This window comes from Candidatus Thioglobus sp. NP1, from assembly GCF_003326015.1.
GTDB lineage: Bacteria > Pseudomonadota > Gammaproteobacteria > PS1 > Pseudothioglobaceae > Pseudothioglobus > Pseudothioglobus singularis_A.
The window spans coordinates 617529-635571 of record NZ_CP023860.1 but is presented as its reverse complement, the minus strand read 5'-3'; the positions used below and the strand labels follow the sequence as shown (position 1 = coordinate 635571).

At 32.8% G+C, this 18043-nt stretch carries 20 protein-coding genes; all 20 read right to left on the bottom strand.

Annotated features, from left to right (window positions below; genetic code table 11):
• Nucleotides 1-17 precede the first annotated feature (17 nt).
• From CRN91_RS03300 to pseC, 20 genes are read right to left on the bottom strand one after another with little or no spacing between them, the layout of a single operon-like run.
• On the bottom strand, nucleotides 18-959 hold the full coding sequence (locus CRN91_RS03300) for a phosphoglycerate dehydrogenase (RefSeq protein ID WP_114115024.1): 942 nt from the start codon (nucleotides 957-959) through the stop codon (nucleotides 18-20).
• Nucleotides 959-1717 (bottom strand): inositol monophosphatase family protein, encoded by a 759-nt coding sequence (locus CRN91_RS03295; protein ID WP_114115023.1) that lies wholly within the window; start codon nucleotides 1715-1717, stop codon nucleotides 959-961. The genes CRN91_RS03300 and CRN91_RS03295 overlap by 1 nt, the downstream gene beginning before the upstream one ends.
• 12 nt (nucleotides 1718-1729) lie before the next feature.
• Nucleotides 1730-2296, bottom strand: a complete 567-nt coding sequence (locus tag CRN91_RS03290; protein ID WP_114115022.1) for an SIS domain-containing protein — start codon at nucleotides 2294-2296, stop codon at nucleotides 1730-1732.
• A gap of 16 nt (nucleotides 2297-2312) precedes the next feature.
• The gene (locus tag CRN91_RS03285) at nucleotides 2313-3359 is read right to left on the bottom strand and encodes a Gfo/Idh/MocA family protein (RefSeq protein ID WP_114115021.1); all 1047 of its coding nucleotides are present in this window, start codon (nucleotides 3357-3359) and stop codon (nucleotides 2313-2315) included.
• Nucleotides 3359-4333, bottom strand: coding sequence for a class I SAM-dependent methyltransferase (locus CRN91_RS03280; RefSeq protein ID WP_114115020.1), 975 nt, complete (start codon nucleotides 4331-4333; stop codon nucleotides 3359-3361). Before CRN91_RS03280 ends, CRN91_RS03285 begins: the two co-directional genes overlap by 1 nt.
• A complete protein-coding gene (locus tag CRN91_RS03275) occupies nucleotides 4334-5011 on the bottom strand; it encodes a class I SAM-dependent methyltransferase (RefSeq protein WP_114115019.1) in 678 nt (225 codons plus the stop codon). It lies immediately after the preceding gene.
• The gene (locus CRN91_RS03270) at nucleotides 5001-5777 is read right to left on the bottom strand and encodes a 3-deoxy-manno-octulosonate cytidylyltransferase (RefSeq protein ID WP_114115018.1); all 777 of its coding nucleotides are present in this window, start codon (nucleotides 5775-5777) and stop codon (nucleotides 5001-5003) included. Before CRN91_RS03270 ends, CRN91_RS03275 begins: the two co-directional genes overlap by 11 nt.
• The gene (locus CRN91_RS03265; protein WP_114115017.1) at nucleotides 5774-6859 is read right to left on the bottom strand and encodes a Gfo/Idh/MocA family protein; all 1086 of its coding nucleotides are present in this window, start codon (nucleotides 6857-6859) and stop codon (nucleotides 5774-5776) included. The genes CRN91_RS03270 and CRN91_RS03265 overlap by 4 nt, the downstream gene beginning before the upstream one ends.
• Nucleotides 6846-7976: a pyridoxal phosphate-dependent aminotransferase gene (locus CRN91_RS03260; protein ID WP_114115016.1), complete on the bottom strand. Its 1131-nt coding sequence runs from the start codon at nucleotides 7974-7976 to the stop codon at nucleotides 6846-6848. Before CRN91_RS03260 ends, CRN91_RS03265 begins: the two co-directional genes overlap by 14 nt.
• A gap of 29 nt (nucleotides 7977-8005) precedes the next feature.
• Entirely contained in the window at nucleotides 8006-9910 is a 1905-nt protein-coding gene (locus CRN91_RS03255; RefSeq protein WP_114115015.1) for a hypothetical protein, read from the bottom strand.
• A gap of 20 nt (nucleotides 9911-9930) precedes the next feature.
• Nucleotides 9931-10644, bottom strand: a complete 714-nt coding sequence (locus CRN91_RS03250; protein ID WP_114115014.1) for a PIG-L deacetylase family protein — start codon at nucleotides 10642-10644, stop codon at nucleotides 9931-9933.
• On the bottom strand, nucleotides 10617-11291 hold the full coding sequence (locus CRN91_RS03245) for a class I SAM-dependent methyltransferase (RefSeq protein WP_168177006.1): 675 nt from the start codon (nucleotides 11289-11291) through the stop codon (nucleotides 10617-10619). Before CRN91_RS03245 ends, CRN91_RS03250 begins: the two co-directional genes overlap by 28 nt.
• A gap of 13 nt (nucleotides 11292-11304) precedes the next feature.
• Entirely contained in the window at nucleotides 11305-11985 is a 681-nt protein-coding gene (locus CRN91_RS03240) for a TylF/MycF/NovP-related O-methyltransferase (RefSeq protein ID WP_114115012.1), read from the bottom strand.
• Entirely contained in the window at nucleotides 11969-12703 is a 735-nt protein-coding gene (locus CRN91_RS03235; RefSeq protein ID WP_114115011.1) for a WbqC family protein, read from the bottom strand. Before CRN91_RS03235 ends, CRN91_RS03240 begins: the two co-directional genes overlap by 17 nt.
• On the bottom strand, nucleotides 12700-13710 hold the full coding sequence (locus tag CRN91_RS03230; protein ID WP_114115010.1) for a DegT/DnrJ/EryC1/StrS family aminotransferase: 1011 nt from the start codon (nucleotides 13708-13710) through the stop codon (nucleotides 12700-12702). Before CRN91_RS03230 ends, CRN91_RS03235 begins: the two co-directional genes overlap by 4 nt.
• Entirely contained in the window at nucleotides 13707-14141 is a 435-nt protein-coding gene (locus CRN91_RS03225) for an acyltransferase (protein ID WP_114115009.1), read from the bottom strand. The genes CRN91_RS03230 and CRN91_RS03225 overlap by 4 nt, the downstream gene beginning before the upstream one ends.
• The gene (locus CRN91_RS03220) at nucleotides 14131-15177 is read right to left on the bottom strand and encodes an N-acetylneuraminate synthase family protein (RefSeq protein ID WP_114115008.1); all 1047 of its coding nucleotides are present in this window, start codon (nucleotides 15175-15177) and stop codon (nucleotides 14131-14133) included. Before CRN91_RS03220 ends, CRN91_RS03225 begins: the two co-directional genes overlap by 11 nt.
• Nucleotides 15174-16190, bottom strand: a complete 1017-nt coding sequence (pseG, locus tag CRN91_RS03215) for a UDP-2,4-diacetamido-2,4,6-trideoxy-beta-L-altropyranose hydrolase (protein WP_114115007.1) — start codon at nucleotides 16188-16190, stop codon at nucleotides 15174-15176. Before pseG ends, CRN91_RS03220 begins: the two co-directional genes overlap by 4 nt.
• Nucleotides 16187-16888 carry a pseudaminic acid cytidylyltransferase gene (pseF, locus tag CRN91_RS03210; protein WP_114115006.1) on the bottom strand — a complete coding sequence of 234 codons (702 nt, stop codon included), beginning with the start codon at nucleotides 16886-16888 and terminating at the stop codon, nucleotides 16187-16189. The genes pseG and pseF overlap by 4 nt, the downstream gene beginning before the upstream one ends.
• A complete protein-coding gene (gene pseC, locus CRN91_RS03205) occupies nucleotides 16885-18042 on the bottom strand; it encodes a UDP-4-amino-4,6-dideoxy-N-acetyl-beta-L-altrosamine transaminase (RefSeq protein WP_114115005.1) in 1158 nt (385 codons plus the stop codon). The genes pseF and pseC overlap by 4 nt, the downstream gene beginning before the upstream one ends.
• Nucleotide 18043: the final 1 nt, after the last annotated feature.

Below are 18043 nucleotides of genomic sequence, written 5' to 3'. Positions count from 1 at the left end.
AACTATTTTTTTTATTTTTATTTATGTAAGAAGGTCATAGGGTCTTTTGCACTATCCAGGCCATCTATTGCCGCAATCCCCATTGCTAAAATAGCTTCTTCTGAACTTCCTCCAATATGAGGAGTAACAATTACATTGTCCATTAATGCAAATTCTGTATCAGATGGCGGCTCAATTGCAAATACATCAAGCGCTGCTCCAGCAATTTGATTTTCCCTCAGTAATTTCTTGAGAGCATCCTCATCCAACAATCCTCCTCGAGCAAGATTAATAAATATAGCGTCTTTCTTAAGCATTTGTAAACGATCTCTGCTTATAATATTCTCTGTTGAGCTATTCAATGGCAAATGCAAAGTTACAATATCAGATTTTTGCATTAACTCTTCTATTCTGACGGGTGTGATATTATTTTCTTGATAAAAATCTTTAAAATTTAAAATATCATTTACAAGGATATTGCAGTTAAATGGCTTCAATAATTTAACAAGGTCCTTTCCTATATGCCCACAACCAATAATGCCCACCGTGCAGTCTGATAATTGGCGACCTTTGACCTGATACCATTCTCCATTTCTCACTTCTGCATTGGCAAATACAACACGATGCAAAAGGTATATTGCAAATGAAACAACTAGTTCAGAAACAGAACGTTTATTTACACCACCTTTCCAACCAAGTTTCACCCCATATTTTTTCATAGCACTCAGATCTAACATATCCAATCCAACACCATATTTTCCAATGACTTTTAATTCAGGCAACTCTGATAAAAGCTCCTCATCTATTTTTTCTAGAGCCGTGATTGCTTTTTCATAACCTTGAAGAAACTTAACTAGAGATTTACCCTTAAGTGCCAACCCTTGATCATTAAACTTCGCATTTGGATAACGCTTTAAAACCTCATTACGTAAAATTGGATGCTTAGAAAATGATCGAGAGGTAATAGCTAAAGATTTCATTAAAATGCCCATATTGACTTATCAATGAGATTGTTAGAAGCAATTACTTCTATTGGATTATTATAATCTTGTTTCTTAATTCTAAATTCGCCACCAGCACCTTCAACTATTGCAATACCAGCAGCTACATCCCAAATCATAATGTTATTCTCAAAATACGCCTCGACAGATCCTTGTGCAACCTTAAGTAAAGATTGAGATGCAGAGCCAAGCATTCGAACCTTATTAAAGCTTTGTATTAAATGCATCTGATCTGAAAGGATTTCTGGAGTAAACTCAAATCTTGATGGAAATCCAGTACATAAAACTCCTTTCTTTATATCTTTTATGGATGAGACCTTGATTGGCACCTCACCAATAAATGCTCCAATACCTTTTCCGCCCCAGGCAATTATGTCACTTGGATAAGATGCTAACACTCCAAATATTGGTTCGTTGCCATCAAACAAAGCTATTGAAATTGAACAGTCATTAATGCCTCGGATAAAATTTACAGTACCATCTATAGGATCAATGATAAATCTTAATCTAGAGTTATTGCTTGATTCTATCAATCCACTCTCTTCACTTAAAATACTTAATCCTGATACAGACAATTCGTCTATTAAAAGTTTTTCAATTATTAAATCTGCCTCTGCCTTAATTTCTCGGGGCACTTTAGTTGAAAATTTAAATTCTTTAGTATTTTTTTTGTCCAAGATGGATAATTTTCTCAGTCCAAGCTTTGCAGTCTTTTTTGATAATTCCAACAAATCCATACTAGAATTTAGCTATTTTTGATTATAGTAAGAATAAATAATATGATCAATGATCATATGAGCATCTTCAACAAGACCATACTCATTTTTTGGTGCGTCAACATGAAAATTAATATCTGATAAAACTTTTAGTCCACCTCCATCAAAACCTGTAATTCCAATAACTTTGCAACCTGAACTTTGAGCATAGTCTACAGCCTTTAAAATATTTGGAGAGTCTCCACTACAAGAAATTGCAATAACAATATCTTTTTGCTTGATTAAACCTTTCATTTGCATATAAAATATGTTTTCATACCCTATATCATTAGCTATTGCAGTAACAACTGGACTATTATCAGCTAAACTTACAACATCAAAATTAATTATATCTCTCCTCCTTAAGCCAGAGCCTAAATCATTAACCATATGTGATGCAGTTGCAGAACTACCGCCATTTCCAATAATATATATTCTTGATTTATCCTCAATAGTTTGTTCGAGGGCATCAATAATATCGCTTATGATATTAGGATCTACTTGATCTAATATTACTTTCAATCTTGTTAAATAATCAGTAACAAATGGCTTAATTTTCATAGTTTTTCCAAATTAATTAATTACATTTAGGGTCAGGAATATCATATTTTTCTCTCCAAGAAGAGTCTGCATAATATATTTCATATACCAACTTCATGGTTTGAAGAGCATCATCTGATGTTCCATTAATAACTACCTTGTCTTCAATGATACATTTAATAAATTCATCAATCTCAGTAGACCATGATGGATCTTTGTTATATCTAGTAATTTGCTCCATAGGATCACCTAAGTCATTTTCTGGATCAGCCTTTACAACTGTCAAAGTTTCAGCACCATAACTCTTAGTGCCTGATAAAATTCCACCCAAAATTACACTGCCTTTTTCTAAATTAATATCTAAATTAAATCTATGCCTCCATTGAGTTGCTGAGGAATGCATCATTGCAACTATGCCATCACTGGTTTTCATCAATGCATAAGCATTATCTTCAACGTTATGGCCCCAGTGGCTATTTGATACAAAACTATGAATACTCTCAAACTCTCCCCCAAATAATCTAATAAGGTCAATCATATGTATCCCTTGATCCAGAAGAACACCACCTCCAGAAACCTCTCTCTTAGTTCTCCAGTCGGGCTGATTAAAAGTAATCAATTTAGCCTTTCCGTAAACACCACGAATATTAATTATATTTCCTAATTCACCAGAATGGACTAGCTTGAGTGCATCTTGAACTGAATGATGATAACGATGATTAAAGCCATACATTAACTTCAAATTTGGATTTTTTTTCTCAACATCTATAACTTGAATAATATCTGATACATTTCTGCCAGGAGGCTTTTCACAAAATACATGAATACCCAAATTAAGGGCGGCAATGGTGACCTCAGGAGCAATATCATTTGTCAAGCACACAATTAAAATATCAAGATCTTCTTCCAGAAGCTTCTTATAGTTTTTGTATCGACGAACCCCATCAACTATTGATACCTCGTCTTGAAATATTTGATCACATACGGCTATTATTTCTAAAAATTTATTTTGATCAACACATTCTCTTCTACGCTTTCCAACTACACCATAACCAGCAATACCTACCTTTAGTTTTTTAGTCATCACTTATACCAAAATCCACGTAACAAATCTCCAATCATAAAAGAGTCCAAAGTACTTTGAACATCAGAAATAATATCAAGATTAAGTTCTTTTTTGTTGATTCCAATTATTGTTGATAAGTCAAGTCCATTTGTTTGAACTTTGTGCAACTTTAAACCAGCCTTTTTATGAAGGTCAATATATGCTTCATTCGAATACAAAATAATATGTTGCTCTCCCTGCAATATTCTTAAAGGATCTTTTCCAGTTTTTCTACAATAGTCTACTAATAAAGATTGGGCATGAGGCACTTCTGAAACAAAAACGCCAGAAGTATTTAATAATGAATAAACTTTTTCTAAAAATAATGATGGATTTGTTACGTGTTCAATTACGCCCCAAGCCATAATGATATCAAATTTTTCATTCGATTTATAATTATAAAAGCTATCTTCAAAAACATTAATACCTATACTTTTTAAGTGCTTAATTGCAGAGGGATTAACCTCAATAGCCTCACAGATATTTTCATTATCATTAAAAACAGATAATACTTCTCCAATACCTGCGCCTATATCTAATATTCGTAAGGTTTTTTTCTGTTTTTGACATACTGCTTTTAAGGAATTAATAACCTGCGAATATTTTGACTGTCCAATAAGTTTTTTTCTTTTATCAAAAAAAGGAATCATTGCCTCATTAAACATTTCTGAATAGTATTCATCAGAATATAATTCTTCTAAAGCCAAATCATTTAATCTTGGACTTACATAAACGCTGTTACAATCAACGCATGTATGATGCCAAAAACTGTTTAATTGAAAAGAATCTGTATAATTTTTCGATTTGCAATGAGGGCAATCAACATTAGTTAGATATTTTTCATTCAAACTACCATCAGAATCATAATATCTAGAAAGTAACATTTCCCAACGATTTTTTACCTTATTAAAATTAGGTTTTACCTGCTCTGGAGAAGAAATTAAATTTTTCATTTATCTACCTTTTTGAGCTAAATAGACAGATGCAAAAATCTTATTAGTTGGAGTAACTGCTGTTTTTGCTGGGTCTTGTGAGTAACCATAAAATGAAATTTTTTCTGCTCCAGTACAAATTGAATTAACAATTTCTAGAGCTTCGCCTGAATTAATAAGATTATATGGCAACACTTCAGAATAATCATCATTACTTCCATTAATATCCATTTTAAAATATGATTTTTTTTTATCTTCAACTGTCTCTTCAAATACTTCCCTTAGATCTAAAATTAAGCTTGATTTAGTATGATTCCAAGCAATTTGAATAGTATTTCTCCAAGTTTCATGTAAATGAAGTATCCCTAAAACAAGTGAAACATCATACTTGCCTGTAACTTTTGAATAATCATTTTCTTTTACGATATGAAAATTATGTTGAGGATATTTTTCTTTAGCCTTCGATATCATCTCTTCACTTATATCAACACCAGTATAAGTAAAATCATTAAGATGCTCAGCAATCATTCCTGCAAAACCACCCTGCGCACAACCAATATCCAATATACTCATACCTTCTTTTAACTGTTCTTTTAGGAAAAACCATTCTGATGGATAGATGTCTGATGTCGTTGCACGATTAGTATCAAAAAAACTAACAACATTAGGCTGATTCCATGATTCAGCATTATTGCTCATTATATTTTCTCCAGTATGGATCTGCTTTAATATGCAACTCTACTTTTTCTGCATCTTCTGGTGTATCAACAGAAAACGAGTCTATATATGGATATTCTGCAACTCTTTGAGTTAGGCCATTATCATAAAGACGATTACTATCACAAGACTCAACTAATTCTAAAGGCGACTCTGCCATTTCTGTAAATTTCTTTAAAAAACCCCAGCGAAAGCCAAAAATACCATAAATTCTTTTCGCTTGAATATCTGGCGACCACTCTTTACAGTATGGAATTGGGGCACGCGAAGTGTATAGAATATCGCCCTTAATATTATGGATAATTTTAAGTATATTTGGATCATGAAATTGTACTTCATCAATAATAGGCATTGATAAAACTACACCATTTATATCTTCATTATTAACCATAGGTTGCACCGTTGCTGAAATCATATCTGGTCGCATCATAGGCTCATCTCCCTGAACATTTAAAACTATATCATCTTCATTAATTTGAAAATCACTATTTTCAATCGCCTCTGCAACCCTATCCAATGCTCGCTCATGTTTATCTGAAGTCATAACACAAGGGACATGTTTAGAATCGGCAAACTCTTTGATTTCAACATCACAAGTAGCAAGTATAAGCTCATCCCATTTTTTAAACATTTTTGCACGATGCCACACATGCTCTAACATGGGCATACCTGCAATTTTAAATAGTGGCTTTCCTGGAAACCTACTAGAATTCATCCGGACAGGTACAACCCCAATTATTTTTGTCATTTTATTGTCCTATATAAAGTAGAAATTTCATTATTTTCCTCTCCAAGACGTATTGACTCTCCATCTTCGTTAACTTCTTGCCACCCATTTTTTTCATCCGAGCGATAAAATGCATGTAATAAGCGAATCGACTTAAGACAGTCTTGTTGACTCACAGAATATTCGGTGCCACTTGACATAGAGGCATATATATCATTATATATTAACTGATGTCCTTCTCCATATACACAGTCAGAAAAATCCTCACTATATTTTTCACATGCATCAAGATCCGGAGTAAATATTTGCAATTCATTAACCGCTATACCACCAATTTGCGCTAAACCTTTTGAGCCAACAATAGAAATAGATGCCTCAAAATCATCAGGCCTAGCTGCAGTAGTTACCTCTAAACTTCCTACTGCTTCATTTTCGTAAGTAAAACTTGAAACTACTGTATCCTCCACCTCAATATTTGCGCCTAATGTCCGCATGGTCGCGTTCACTTGACTAACTTCACCACCCAAGTATCTTAATAAGTCCACATGATGGATGCCTTGATTTGTTAGGGCTCCACCATCATGGGACAATGTTCCTCGCCATGAAGCCATGTCATAATAACGCTGAGGTCGACACCACCTAACACGAACACCAATAACTCTAATATCTCCTAGTTCATCATTAGTAATAGCTTTTTTTACACGCTGAACTGCTTTATTATGTCTATTTTGAAATATTGGAAAAATTTTCAAGCCTAAGTTTTTTGCAATGCTATATGCCTCATTCAACTGAGATGGCTTCATAAATGTTGGTTTTTCAACAATAATATGTTTATTATATTTTTTCAACACATCCAAACTGTGTTCAAAATGCATACCTGAAGGTGTAATAATTGCAACTATGTCAATATCAGTAATCTCTGTAAGCATCGTGTGGTAGTTTGAAAATGCAGGCACATCAAATTCATCACGATAAAGATTAGCTTTTTCAATCTCTAAATCGCAAACCGCTGACAACTCTAGCCCTTCAGTACCAACTAAAGCACGACAGTTATGCCCTGCAATACGACCACACCCAATTACTGCAACCTTATAAGCTTTCATTATTAGAAGACTCCTTTTTTTTATACTCAATTACCACATCAGTTATACATTTTATTATTGGCTTAAACCTCTCTTTAGTAGTTGTCGAAAATCTACTATATCCCTCTAAACAGGGATTAGTAAAATCTTTACGGTAATAAACTTTACCTTCTAAGATTTTATGAATTTCGTCTGAATACTTTCCAAACCTTACGTGAACAAAATTTCCATGGCTATCATATGAATGCATTCCTAAATCCTTTATGGCATTCTGGAAATATTTTTTACCAGCAATAACTCTCTTAACGGATTGCAACATGTCTTTTTCATAATCTAATAGAATCTCAATTGCTTTTGCAGAAACATTACCTATTTCATACATCGGTCTTTGTTTATGGAGCAAAGCTGTTAATTCCTTATTTGCTAATGAATATCCGACTCTTAGCCCCGCAGCACCCCAAGCCTTGCTAAAGCTTCTGGCAACTACCAAATTTTTACACTCATGAATCCACGGCACAGAAGTTTCTTTATATAACGGGTGATAAGCCTCATCTATAAGCATTAATGAGTCAATATCAGCAGCTGCATCAACAATTTTTCTAAGGTCTAAATAAGAAAAAACTGTACCAGAAGGGCTATCTGGATTTGGCAAACAAACCATTTTAGGTCTAATTTTCTTAATAGTGTTCACAACTCGATCAACTTCGAGTACGGGCCCATTTTCAGACTTCTCGTAATCTAACCAAGTGACTTCAGCACCATAAACTTTTGAATAAACTTCATACATAGCAAAAGAAGGTCGCGATAATATAATTCTATCACCTGACTGAATGCAAGACTCAAAGCAAGCCCGTATAGCTCCATCTGATCCAGCAGTCAGTAAAACATTTTCTGGCAACACATTAGAAAATTTAGCTACTTTTCCATAAAGAACATCCAGGTCTGGATAGCTAAAAACAGCTTCCACTGGAATTTTTGACAAAGATTGCATAACAACCTGATTCATCTCAGGATCACCACACTCATTCTTATCTAGCCAAACCCTATCTAGAAATCTATGTTCTTGCTTTACCCAGTTTGGGCGTGTTAAATTTCTATTTAAAATTTCTCTGCGGAACATAGTTATTGATCTAGTCATGAATAACCCTTATATTCTATATTTATTATTCATAAACAAGTTTCAGCATAAATAGTATCTAAAGCTTTCATCACTCTATGCTTTGCCTTGCCATCTGCTGGGGCATTATTGATTAATATTTGCAACTCTAATACCTCTGCGTCTGTTAATAATTCAAAGCCATTTAAAATACTTTGAACCATTTGCTCCAACTGAATATAAGAGTATGCATATACATTATAGTTATTATATTTAAAATACTCACTTGCAAAATAGTGAGTTGAGTTTGGAAAATAATCATAATAAATAACTCTTTTTCCTAGAGCCATTACTTCGTCCCCGATTGATGTATATTTTGCTATTACTAAATCAGATCTACTCGCAAGCTTATACTGCCTATTTAGCTTAGAATAGTCCTCATCAATCCATACATTTGAAGTAGCATTAATCATATTTAAAACATCTTTAAAAAAAGGGATTGAAATCCAATTTACATTTTTACCTCTAATTATAATGTCAACCTGAGGAAATTCCTCTGCTAGACTGCAGAGGTCCTTATAAAAAATGATATTTTGACTCCAGTTACCACAAACCCTCAGCCTGTTAGCATCAAAATCAGAATTCGATTCATAATCAAATGCAACAATAGTAAATCTTTCATTTTTATTGGTAATATTTTTTTTATAGTTTATTAAAGTATCTGATCTGATTTGACCACAGGGAATAAGATTATTTACAAACTTATCATTTGAAGTTTTTATTGTATCAAAAACTAATTGACTATTGCATAAGTAAGTATCTATTGAGAAAGAAAAATGAGAGAAAAATGTTGGCATTAATCTTTCTTGTGTTGAAATTGTTCTAATTTTTAAGGACTCAAATGCCAAAGAAAGTATTTTTGGAAAAAGTATATCATAGCCAACTAATACTATTTTAGCGTTGAAATTTTTCTTAATTAAATCTTTTGTAGATAAGAACTTTATTGCGTTAAGTAGAAAAACACAAAATAGAATAAAATCTTTTCTTAAAAAAAGCAGCATTTTCTTTAATCCAATTTCACTCAATATATAAATCAAATATTTATATAATTTTCTCGCTTCTAGCTTAGGAAGAATCATGGTTGAAATATCTTTATCTTTATAGTATTTGAGCTGATCCTTAGTAATATTTATATTTTCTAATTCAATGTGTAGAATATTTGATGGGTGAAATGATGAATCTATCTCTTCACTATAGAAATTATCCTTTACAAATAAATCTCCATAAAAAATACTTTGATGTGGAAAATATAAAACCTTATAAATTAAAGTATCGACATTATTGCTTATAAAGGATAGTTGGCTAGTATCGTGTTTTTTAGATTTAGAAGGGATAGCTCCATAAATAATGGTTAATATCTTCTGGTATAGTGAACTAAATAACCTTTGTGAGAGCTTGAAAACTATAATTAAATTAGTTGACAAAACAGGAGAAACTTTTATAGAATTAGATCGAATTTTTAAAAATTGAGCTCCAACTTTACATATATCACCTAGGATATAAATATTAAGGCTATTTTCTTTATGATTTATAAAATAACCCTCGATCCAGATATAAATATCATTTAAATTTGTACACCTGCCTAAAACATATTCCTTCACAAGCAATTTATGTTTTTTTTGAAAATCTTTTATATTAGTAAAAAATGGTAGAAAACTATTTGATATGTCACTATTTATAAAATTCCTAGTAACCTCATCTATGGCATCACCATTTTTTCCCCCATAATAATTAAAGTTTATATCAAAACAATCTTCGAAGTTACAAACTTGAAATGATAAAAATTTTGATAAGCGCCCATTAGCTAGTTTTTTTGAAGATTTAAAGATATAAACTTCAAATTTAAAAATTTTATAAAATATAACTATAAAAAGATTAAAAATAGTTAATCGTTCAACTACTAGAATATTGGTCATTATTTAGTTGGTTTGTAAGATTATTGTATTATTCTTAATAACATAAAACCTTCAGCAAACTCACAGCCAATCATGCTGCCTCTGTATTGTGCTAAATTTTTTATACTTTTTACAGATCGAGGGTGTGGCCACGCACGCATTTCTGATTTGTAGCAATCTAATGCTTCAATTTTAAGGTGCATAGTCTTTACTACATCTTCAAACCAATTAGGTTGAAATACAAAATTTGACCCAGGTGGCTGCCATTCTGTGCTTGACATTATTTCAAAAGCCAATATAAGTCGAACAGAATGCCCTGGTTGAGGCCGACAAGCTGTCACAACCGCCTCTTGAGTTATCCTATGATCAATATTTACATCTCCACAATGATGGGTGACCACTGTATGAGGCTTTAACCGCTCTATTTCTTTTTCAACCGCCTTAATTATGTCAAGTCGATCTAATGAATCCATACGATTATCAGGAAAATCTAATAGTTTTACAGAGGACACGCCAAGAATTTTTCCCGAACTATTTGCAGACTTTTGTAATATTGACAACTCCTCACCCTTAACTTTTCTATCTCTAATTGAGCTTCGTGAAGTTGCACCTTCAGCCAAAATAAGTACATGAACTAAATGGCCTGCTGCAGTCCACTTTGCTATAGATCCCCCACAACCCAACACCTCATCATCAGGGTGAGCCGCTATAACAAGAATAGTCTTGCCTATTTCTTTTTTGCTACTATGTTCCATGATGAAAACTGATAATTATTTTTTGGCTTATATGCATTAATTATTTTTTCCTCAAGAGAGATTATATCAAAACTTGAAAATAGTTCACAGAGATGTTTTTTATCAGAAAAATGTACATTACCAACATTCTCAAATTGTCCGCATTCTATATATCTGCGAGTATGGGGGTCACTACCCTCTTCACCTAATACAAAATCTGAATGCTTAGTTGAAAACCAGTCAATACCAACAAAATATCCACCAGTTTTCAAAGCATCATAACTATTTTTTAAGACACTCATTATAGATAATTGATTATTATGAGTAACTGATGCCCTATCAATAACTATATCAACTTTAGGTAATTTTAGAAAACATTCCTTTTTAGTGAAATCTCCGACCATAATTCTTTGCTTTAATGCTGGAAACTTCTTATGAAGTTTTTTAATTACTGACTCACTTCCATCTACTCCATAATAAGACATGTTAAGGGATTCAATAAAGGGGATATTCGGGCCATTACCACAACCCAACTCAAACACTACCCCATCTTGACTAATGACAGTATTACAGTGTTGATAAACCAAAGAAACTAGGTCAGACCAGGGCCAAGATGTCAGCTGAAGATCTTTATTATAAAGATCGTTCCATTCATTCGAGAAGCTCATTAACAACCTTAATTTATAATTGTATAAAGGATATATTAGGCTCAAACGGAAAAGATTCAATCTTGTAATCATTCATATTTAAACTTTCTAGCATTGCCATTGTTTCACCCGGCCAATCTTTATTATTAATTTCATCAAAAGCGATAATAGAGCCCTTACCCATCCTTGGCACAAAATGATTAAGTGCTGTTTTAGTTGGCTCATAAATATCAAAATCAAGATATAAAAGAGAAACTAAAAGGTGCTTATTATTTTCTATATATATAGGAATAGTAATATTTGCATCACCTTTAACTAATTCAATTTTATCTATATTATTAATAAACCTATTTTCGTTATACTCTCCAATACATTCTGTTAATTCTGAATAAACATCGTAATCTTCAGCAAACATCCCAGTTTTTACTTTAGCATTTTCTTTATCAATTTCTGCAATAGATGGGAAGCCTTCGAAGGTGTCAAAACCTATAATATTTCTATGATAGTTATAAGGCTCTAATATGCTAGAAATTTTAGCCCAAGCCATTACGCCACCACCGTTATGAACCCCGCATTCTATAATACTGCCCTTAATATTTAACTGTCTTTTGAATAACTCATGCTGAACCATAAACCTAGCCAAAGTTTGTCTTTTAACATACTTTGTAAAATTTGCTAATTTTTTATCAGTAGAACACTTAGATTTTGTAAACATTTTTTATATCCTTAATTGTTAAATTTTTTTCCATTATGACGCTCTTAACATCTTTTTTATCATAATTCATTATCAAGTCCAATATTGATAAATGGGAAACAAATTTCTTTTTATTTCTATATTGCATGTAAAGTGGGTGATTATACTCTTGAAAGATTAAATCAATATTTGCATCTTTAAAAGATGCTTTATCTGCATAATTCTTACCCTCTCCGCCAAATATATAAGTAGAGGCACCTAATTTTTGACACATATCTAAAACCAAATCGCTTTTTTGTCCTTGAAAGTCATAATTACTTGCTATTACGATTGGAATATTTTGATCTAATAACTTCAAAACATATTTGAAAAAATAAACATTTAAATCTACTAACTTATTCCACCGATGATTTAGATACATATCCTCTAAAAAAGGCTGATGATTTTCAAAAAATGGATGATTTTTATAATTTAAAAATATTGACTTATATTGTTTTTCTGCCCAATTGGTTTCATTATTAACCTCAATCTCACCAATAGTTTTTTCAAAATGCTTTTGTGATTTGGTAGGTACACTAAGCATCAGTTCACCATTGTGGGTATAAATTTTATTTCTGTTATCCCACTCTTTTTTTTGATACTGTGAAATATCAAAAAAACAAAACATATCTGCCAATAGGATTTTATGAAATGTCCCTAGCCAAGGTAGATAGGTTGGTTGATGGGCAGTTAAAATCATTGTATGGCTTTATCTAATTGATTGACAATAGTCAATGCATCTTTATTAGTTAATGAAGGATAGATTGGAAGTGACAGTGTTGTTTGTGTTAAATTATAGGAATTTTTATAATTATCGCCATCACCTAATAACTCCCAGTCCTCAATAGGTATTATTGTTTTAATACTTTGTTTTAATAATTTATCTTTAACTTCAGCCGGCTTATTAATTCTTATTACAGCTCGATAATGTACAGATTCGTTATTTTCGCTTGCTATTAAATCCAAGCCTGACTCTTTATATATTTGAAATATTTCTTGTCTTCTTTCTAAAAAACTAGGTAGTTTTTTTAACTGAACTCTGCCAATAGATGCTTGAATATCTGTCATCTGAAAATTAAATCTTTCTTTTTGATCTCTTCTACAATCAAACTCACGATAATCTCTGACCTTATCAACTAGATTCTTATCTTTCGAAACAAACATGCCACCCTGTCCACCAGATGTCATTAGCTTTGTCGCATAAAAAGAAAATATACCAGCTTTACCGATTAATCCTGTTTTTTTATTGTCAATCGAAGCTCCTAATGATTGGGCACAATCTTCAATAATATCAATATCTTTAATATTTTGAATTTCATTAGGTAAACCAAACATGTGCGGGACAATGGCAATATCCGCATTACTCTTTTGTAGTTGATTTAAATTGATATTAGGACTATCCGTTGCATTATCTATTAGAACTTCTTTTGCTTGCACCATAGCCACAGCATTACGTAATGATGAGCAAACATAAACAGGCATTGCAATAGATTTTTTTTTGGCTTTTAAAGACCATAGTGCCATAAATAATGCTGATGTCCCACTAGATAAAGCAACTGCATGTCGCTGTGGTAAGCCTAAAAAATCACAGAACTCATTTTCAAACCTTTCAACTTCTATACCTTGGGTGATATAGCCAGAATCAAGCACTTTGAAAACTGCTTGTTGCTCTTGTCTTCCTAAGGTAGGTTTGTTATGCGCTATCACTTTCTATAGTAACCTTTCTTAATAATCATCGGGTTACCAATAACCAAGGAGTATTCTGGTATGTCGACACCCTCAACAATTGTTCCCGCACCAATAACACAGTAATTACCAATATTTGCCCCACCTTTTACAACACAATGTGACCCTATAAAAACATGGTCGCCAATAGTAATATCTTTTCTTTCTATTTCATCTGATAAGCCAAGACACTTCTTATGAGAATCTGCAGCATTGATAGAAACAAATGAAGCAATATCGCAATTATCGCCAATAGTAACATTGACATGATTGGCATTTATTTCGGAGAAGCCAGCAATAACAACATTTTTGCCTATTTTGGGATTGCCATTTATCCAAACTAGGGGGTGATAAGGATTGGCTTTAAAGGTAGTAAACTTAGTGAATATTTTTTGAATTATTTTATTGAACATTTTTTAATTCCAATAAATTTCCTTCAACTAAATCTTGTGAAGCAAAAGAACCAAGAATGTCTTTCATGACAACAGGTGCCAATCCATTTCCTGCCCTTCTTAATCCAATATTCTCTTCAGTAAGTTTATCCCCTTTCTTGGTGTCTTTTAAAATTACAATACTGCGCCTTGCAAGTTTTCGCATTTCTAATTCCTTTGAAGTAGGTCGGACTATAGAATCGCCCATCATCTGATAAGACTGATGAATTGAATCAACCCAATCTTTTAGGCTTTCAGGGTTCTCGGAAAACCAATGGTCTGGTCCTGCTAAGTTGTTATCTAACGTGAAGTGCTTCTCAAAAAAAACAGCGCCAAATCCAACCGCTAAAGATGAAGCTAGAATGCCTTTTGTATGATCAGAAAATCCTAAAACTAAATCAGGAAAAGCATTTGCTAGAGTCTTAAGTTTTAATAAATTCACATCTTCTGGTGGCGTTGGATACTGTGAAGTACAGAGCAATAAAATCGTTGGATACCCCTCAAATGTGCCAATAGCATCTAGCGCTTGACGAACCTCTGCTAAATCAGACATGCCACAAGAAACAATCATTGGCAATTTTGTTGTTGAATAGTCTTCTAACAATGGTAAATTTGTAAAGTCATCCGAACCTACTTTAATAGCTGGCAATTCTAGTTTTAACAATAGATCTAAATCAGAACGATTTTGTGGTGTTGATAAAAACAAAATATTTTCATCATCACATTTTTGTTTGATTTGTAACCATTCATCATAATTAAATTCATAGCGTTTGAACATTTCAAACATAGATTCTGTTATTTTTTGACCTTGTGATTGATAAGTAAACATTTGATTCTTATCTCCACAAAACTCTTCCGCTCTAAAAGTTTGAAACTTCACCGCATTAACACCTGAACGCTTTGCCACTTCTATCATTTCTATGGCTTTAGTCAATTCTCCATTATGGTTAATTCCTGCCTCTGCAACAATAAAAGGTTTTCCATAATTCTTTAATTCTTGATTGTTTATTTCAATCATATTTTTATCCGCTTAACTCCAATTCCATCACAAACAGTTTGTGCATTCTCTGACATAGCCTGCCAAAAGTGTAAATTATTTAAAATATTTTGCAAGTTTACTTTCAAGTTATCAACAATTTTAACAGCATCCAACCGCTCTAAGTTTTCTGCTATTTTTCTTTGATTTTCTGCCAAAACATACAATAATGTTGGTAGACCTAAACAGCATCTCTCCCAGGATGTAGAGCCTCCAGCACCGATCGCTAAATCAGCATCAAACATTAGCCCTGATATATTTTCGACATCAATTAAAACCTTAATATTTTCTTTTTCCTTTGCATAACTTATAATCATTTTATTATGTGGCGACGAACCTCCTAAAACAACCACAATATTCAAATTATCAGAAATATCTTGTAAAATTTCATAAGTTTTATTTGTTATATCACTACCGCCCATACTAATCAAAATGTTTTTAATTTCCTTGGTGTTTTGTCTTTTGATTAATGCCTTTTCTCTCAAATTTGAGAACTCTGGCCTTAATAAAGCATAATCACAGCTCAATAACAGTTCACAATCATTTGGAACTTTGTCTTTATAATCTTCTATTTGAGTACCTAAATTTTGATTTAACAACATATCACAATCAAATTGTCTATCTGCTAAATCATCAATCACCATAATTTTTTTTGTGTATGGTCTTAATTTTTTGTGCCATATTTCATCTAAAGCATAACTATCAACAATTAATAAATCTGTATTTTTAGGAATGGCTTTAATTGTTTGTTGGGCATCTTGCTCTTGTGTTGCACCTAACCAATTTAAATATAAGTCATCTGATTGAAAATTATCATTTTTTGGCAATGCTAATACTGGATATTTAATAAATGAGTTGAGTTTGTCCGTCAAATCTCTACAAATAAAAACAATTTCATGATTTTGTTGTTTTAATTCATTAGCTAAAGTCAAACAACGCATTACATGGCCTGTACCCATTTGTAAAGATGCGTCAACTCGAAAAACAACCTTCATGATAATGCTTCAGTTTCTTGCAAAACCCTATACATTGCCTCTGCTCTTTTCCAGTCCTCCATAGTGTCAATATCTTGCACTAAATACCTTGGAAGAACATAAGGAGTCGCTACTTCAGAAAAAAGTGGTAATTCAGCTTTGAACGCTTGTGCTTTACCCCAATAAAACTGCCCAGCATCATGAAATGCCTCTTCCAAATCTTGAGATCGTGAATTAAAGTGTTCTGGATAAAACATGTCTACTTTATTATCCTGGACAATCCTGATTGCTCTTTGAATTGGAAACGCAAAGCTTGTTACACTAAAACAATAATCAGCACTCGAGTTTTTTAACTGTTGATAAGCTTTGGATATTATTTTCGACTGTATAAATGGTGCGGTTGCATATAAACAACAAACATTCTCAATATAATTATTATTATCCTCCATCCACTCAATAGTATGTTTTATAACTGGAATAGTGCCAACATAATCATTAGATAACTCATCAGGCCTCACAAATGGAACGTGAGCACCATATTTTTTTGCAACTTCTGTAATTTCATCATCATCAGTAGAAACAATTACTTGACTAAAGCAATTACTTTTAAGGGCTGCTTCGATGGAATATGCAATAATCGGCTTACCATTGAATTCTTTAATGTTTTTCCTCGGAATACGTCTACTTCCAGCTCTTGCAGGTATAACACATATGTTCATCTTAATGCCTTTCTTAGAATGTCAACAACTTTATCTTGCTGTTCAACTTCCATATTATGGAATAAAGGAATACTTATTGATCTGCTATAGTAAGATTCTGAATTGGGAAAATCCCCTTTGCTAAATCCAAACTGGAGGTAATATGGCTGGGTGTGAATGGGAATGTAGTGTACATTTACACCAACGTCATTCTCTACAAGAAAATTAAAAATTTGCTCACGATTTTTTCTAACTTTATTTAAATCTATTTGAATAGGGTACAAGTGCAATGCAGAATAACTATCTCTATCTTGGTAAGGCCCTATTATTGGTAAACTGCTTAATAGCAAATCATATCTTTCTTGAAGAATGTGACGCTTAGAAACAAATTCATCAAGCCTATGCATTTGACTAATGCCTAATGCAGCCTGCATTTCGGTCATACGATAATTAAATCCCAAACCAACTTGTTGATAATACCAAGCACCATCAGGATCTCTTGTCATCAAACTCTTATCACGTGAAATTCCATGACTACGGAAAAGACGCATTTTTTCGGCGAGTTCTTTCGAATTGGTAGTTGCCAACCCACCTTCTGCAGTTGTAATAATCTTAACTGGATGAAAGCTAAAAACAGTAATATCGGAATATTGGCAACCTCCAATCGGCTTTTCTAAGTACTGACCGCCAATGGCATGCGAAGCATCTTCAATAATGTTAAATCCATACTCTTGGCTTAGAGCGTGAATTTTCCTCATATTACAAGATTGTCCAGCGAAATGCACTGTTATAACTACCTTTGGAAGCTTGTCTTCTTGTTTGGCTTGAATTAATTTTTTTTCTAATTCTATAGCAGATAAGTTATATGTTTGAATATCAATATCAACAAAATCAATCTTTGCACCGCAATACAAAGCACAATTGGCAGATGCAACAAAGGAATTTGGGCTAGTCCAAAGCCAGTCCCCCTTTTCTAGTCCTAAAGATAAGCAAGCAATATGTAACGCCGAAGTAGCACTATTAACTGCCACTCCATAATCAACTCCACAATAATCAACAAGTTTTTTTTCAAATAAAGGGACTTGTGGACCCTGAGTTAGGAAATCGGATTGTAAAACATCTATAACTGAGCTTATATCAGCTTGATTAATATCCTGTTTACCGTAAGGAATCACA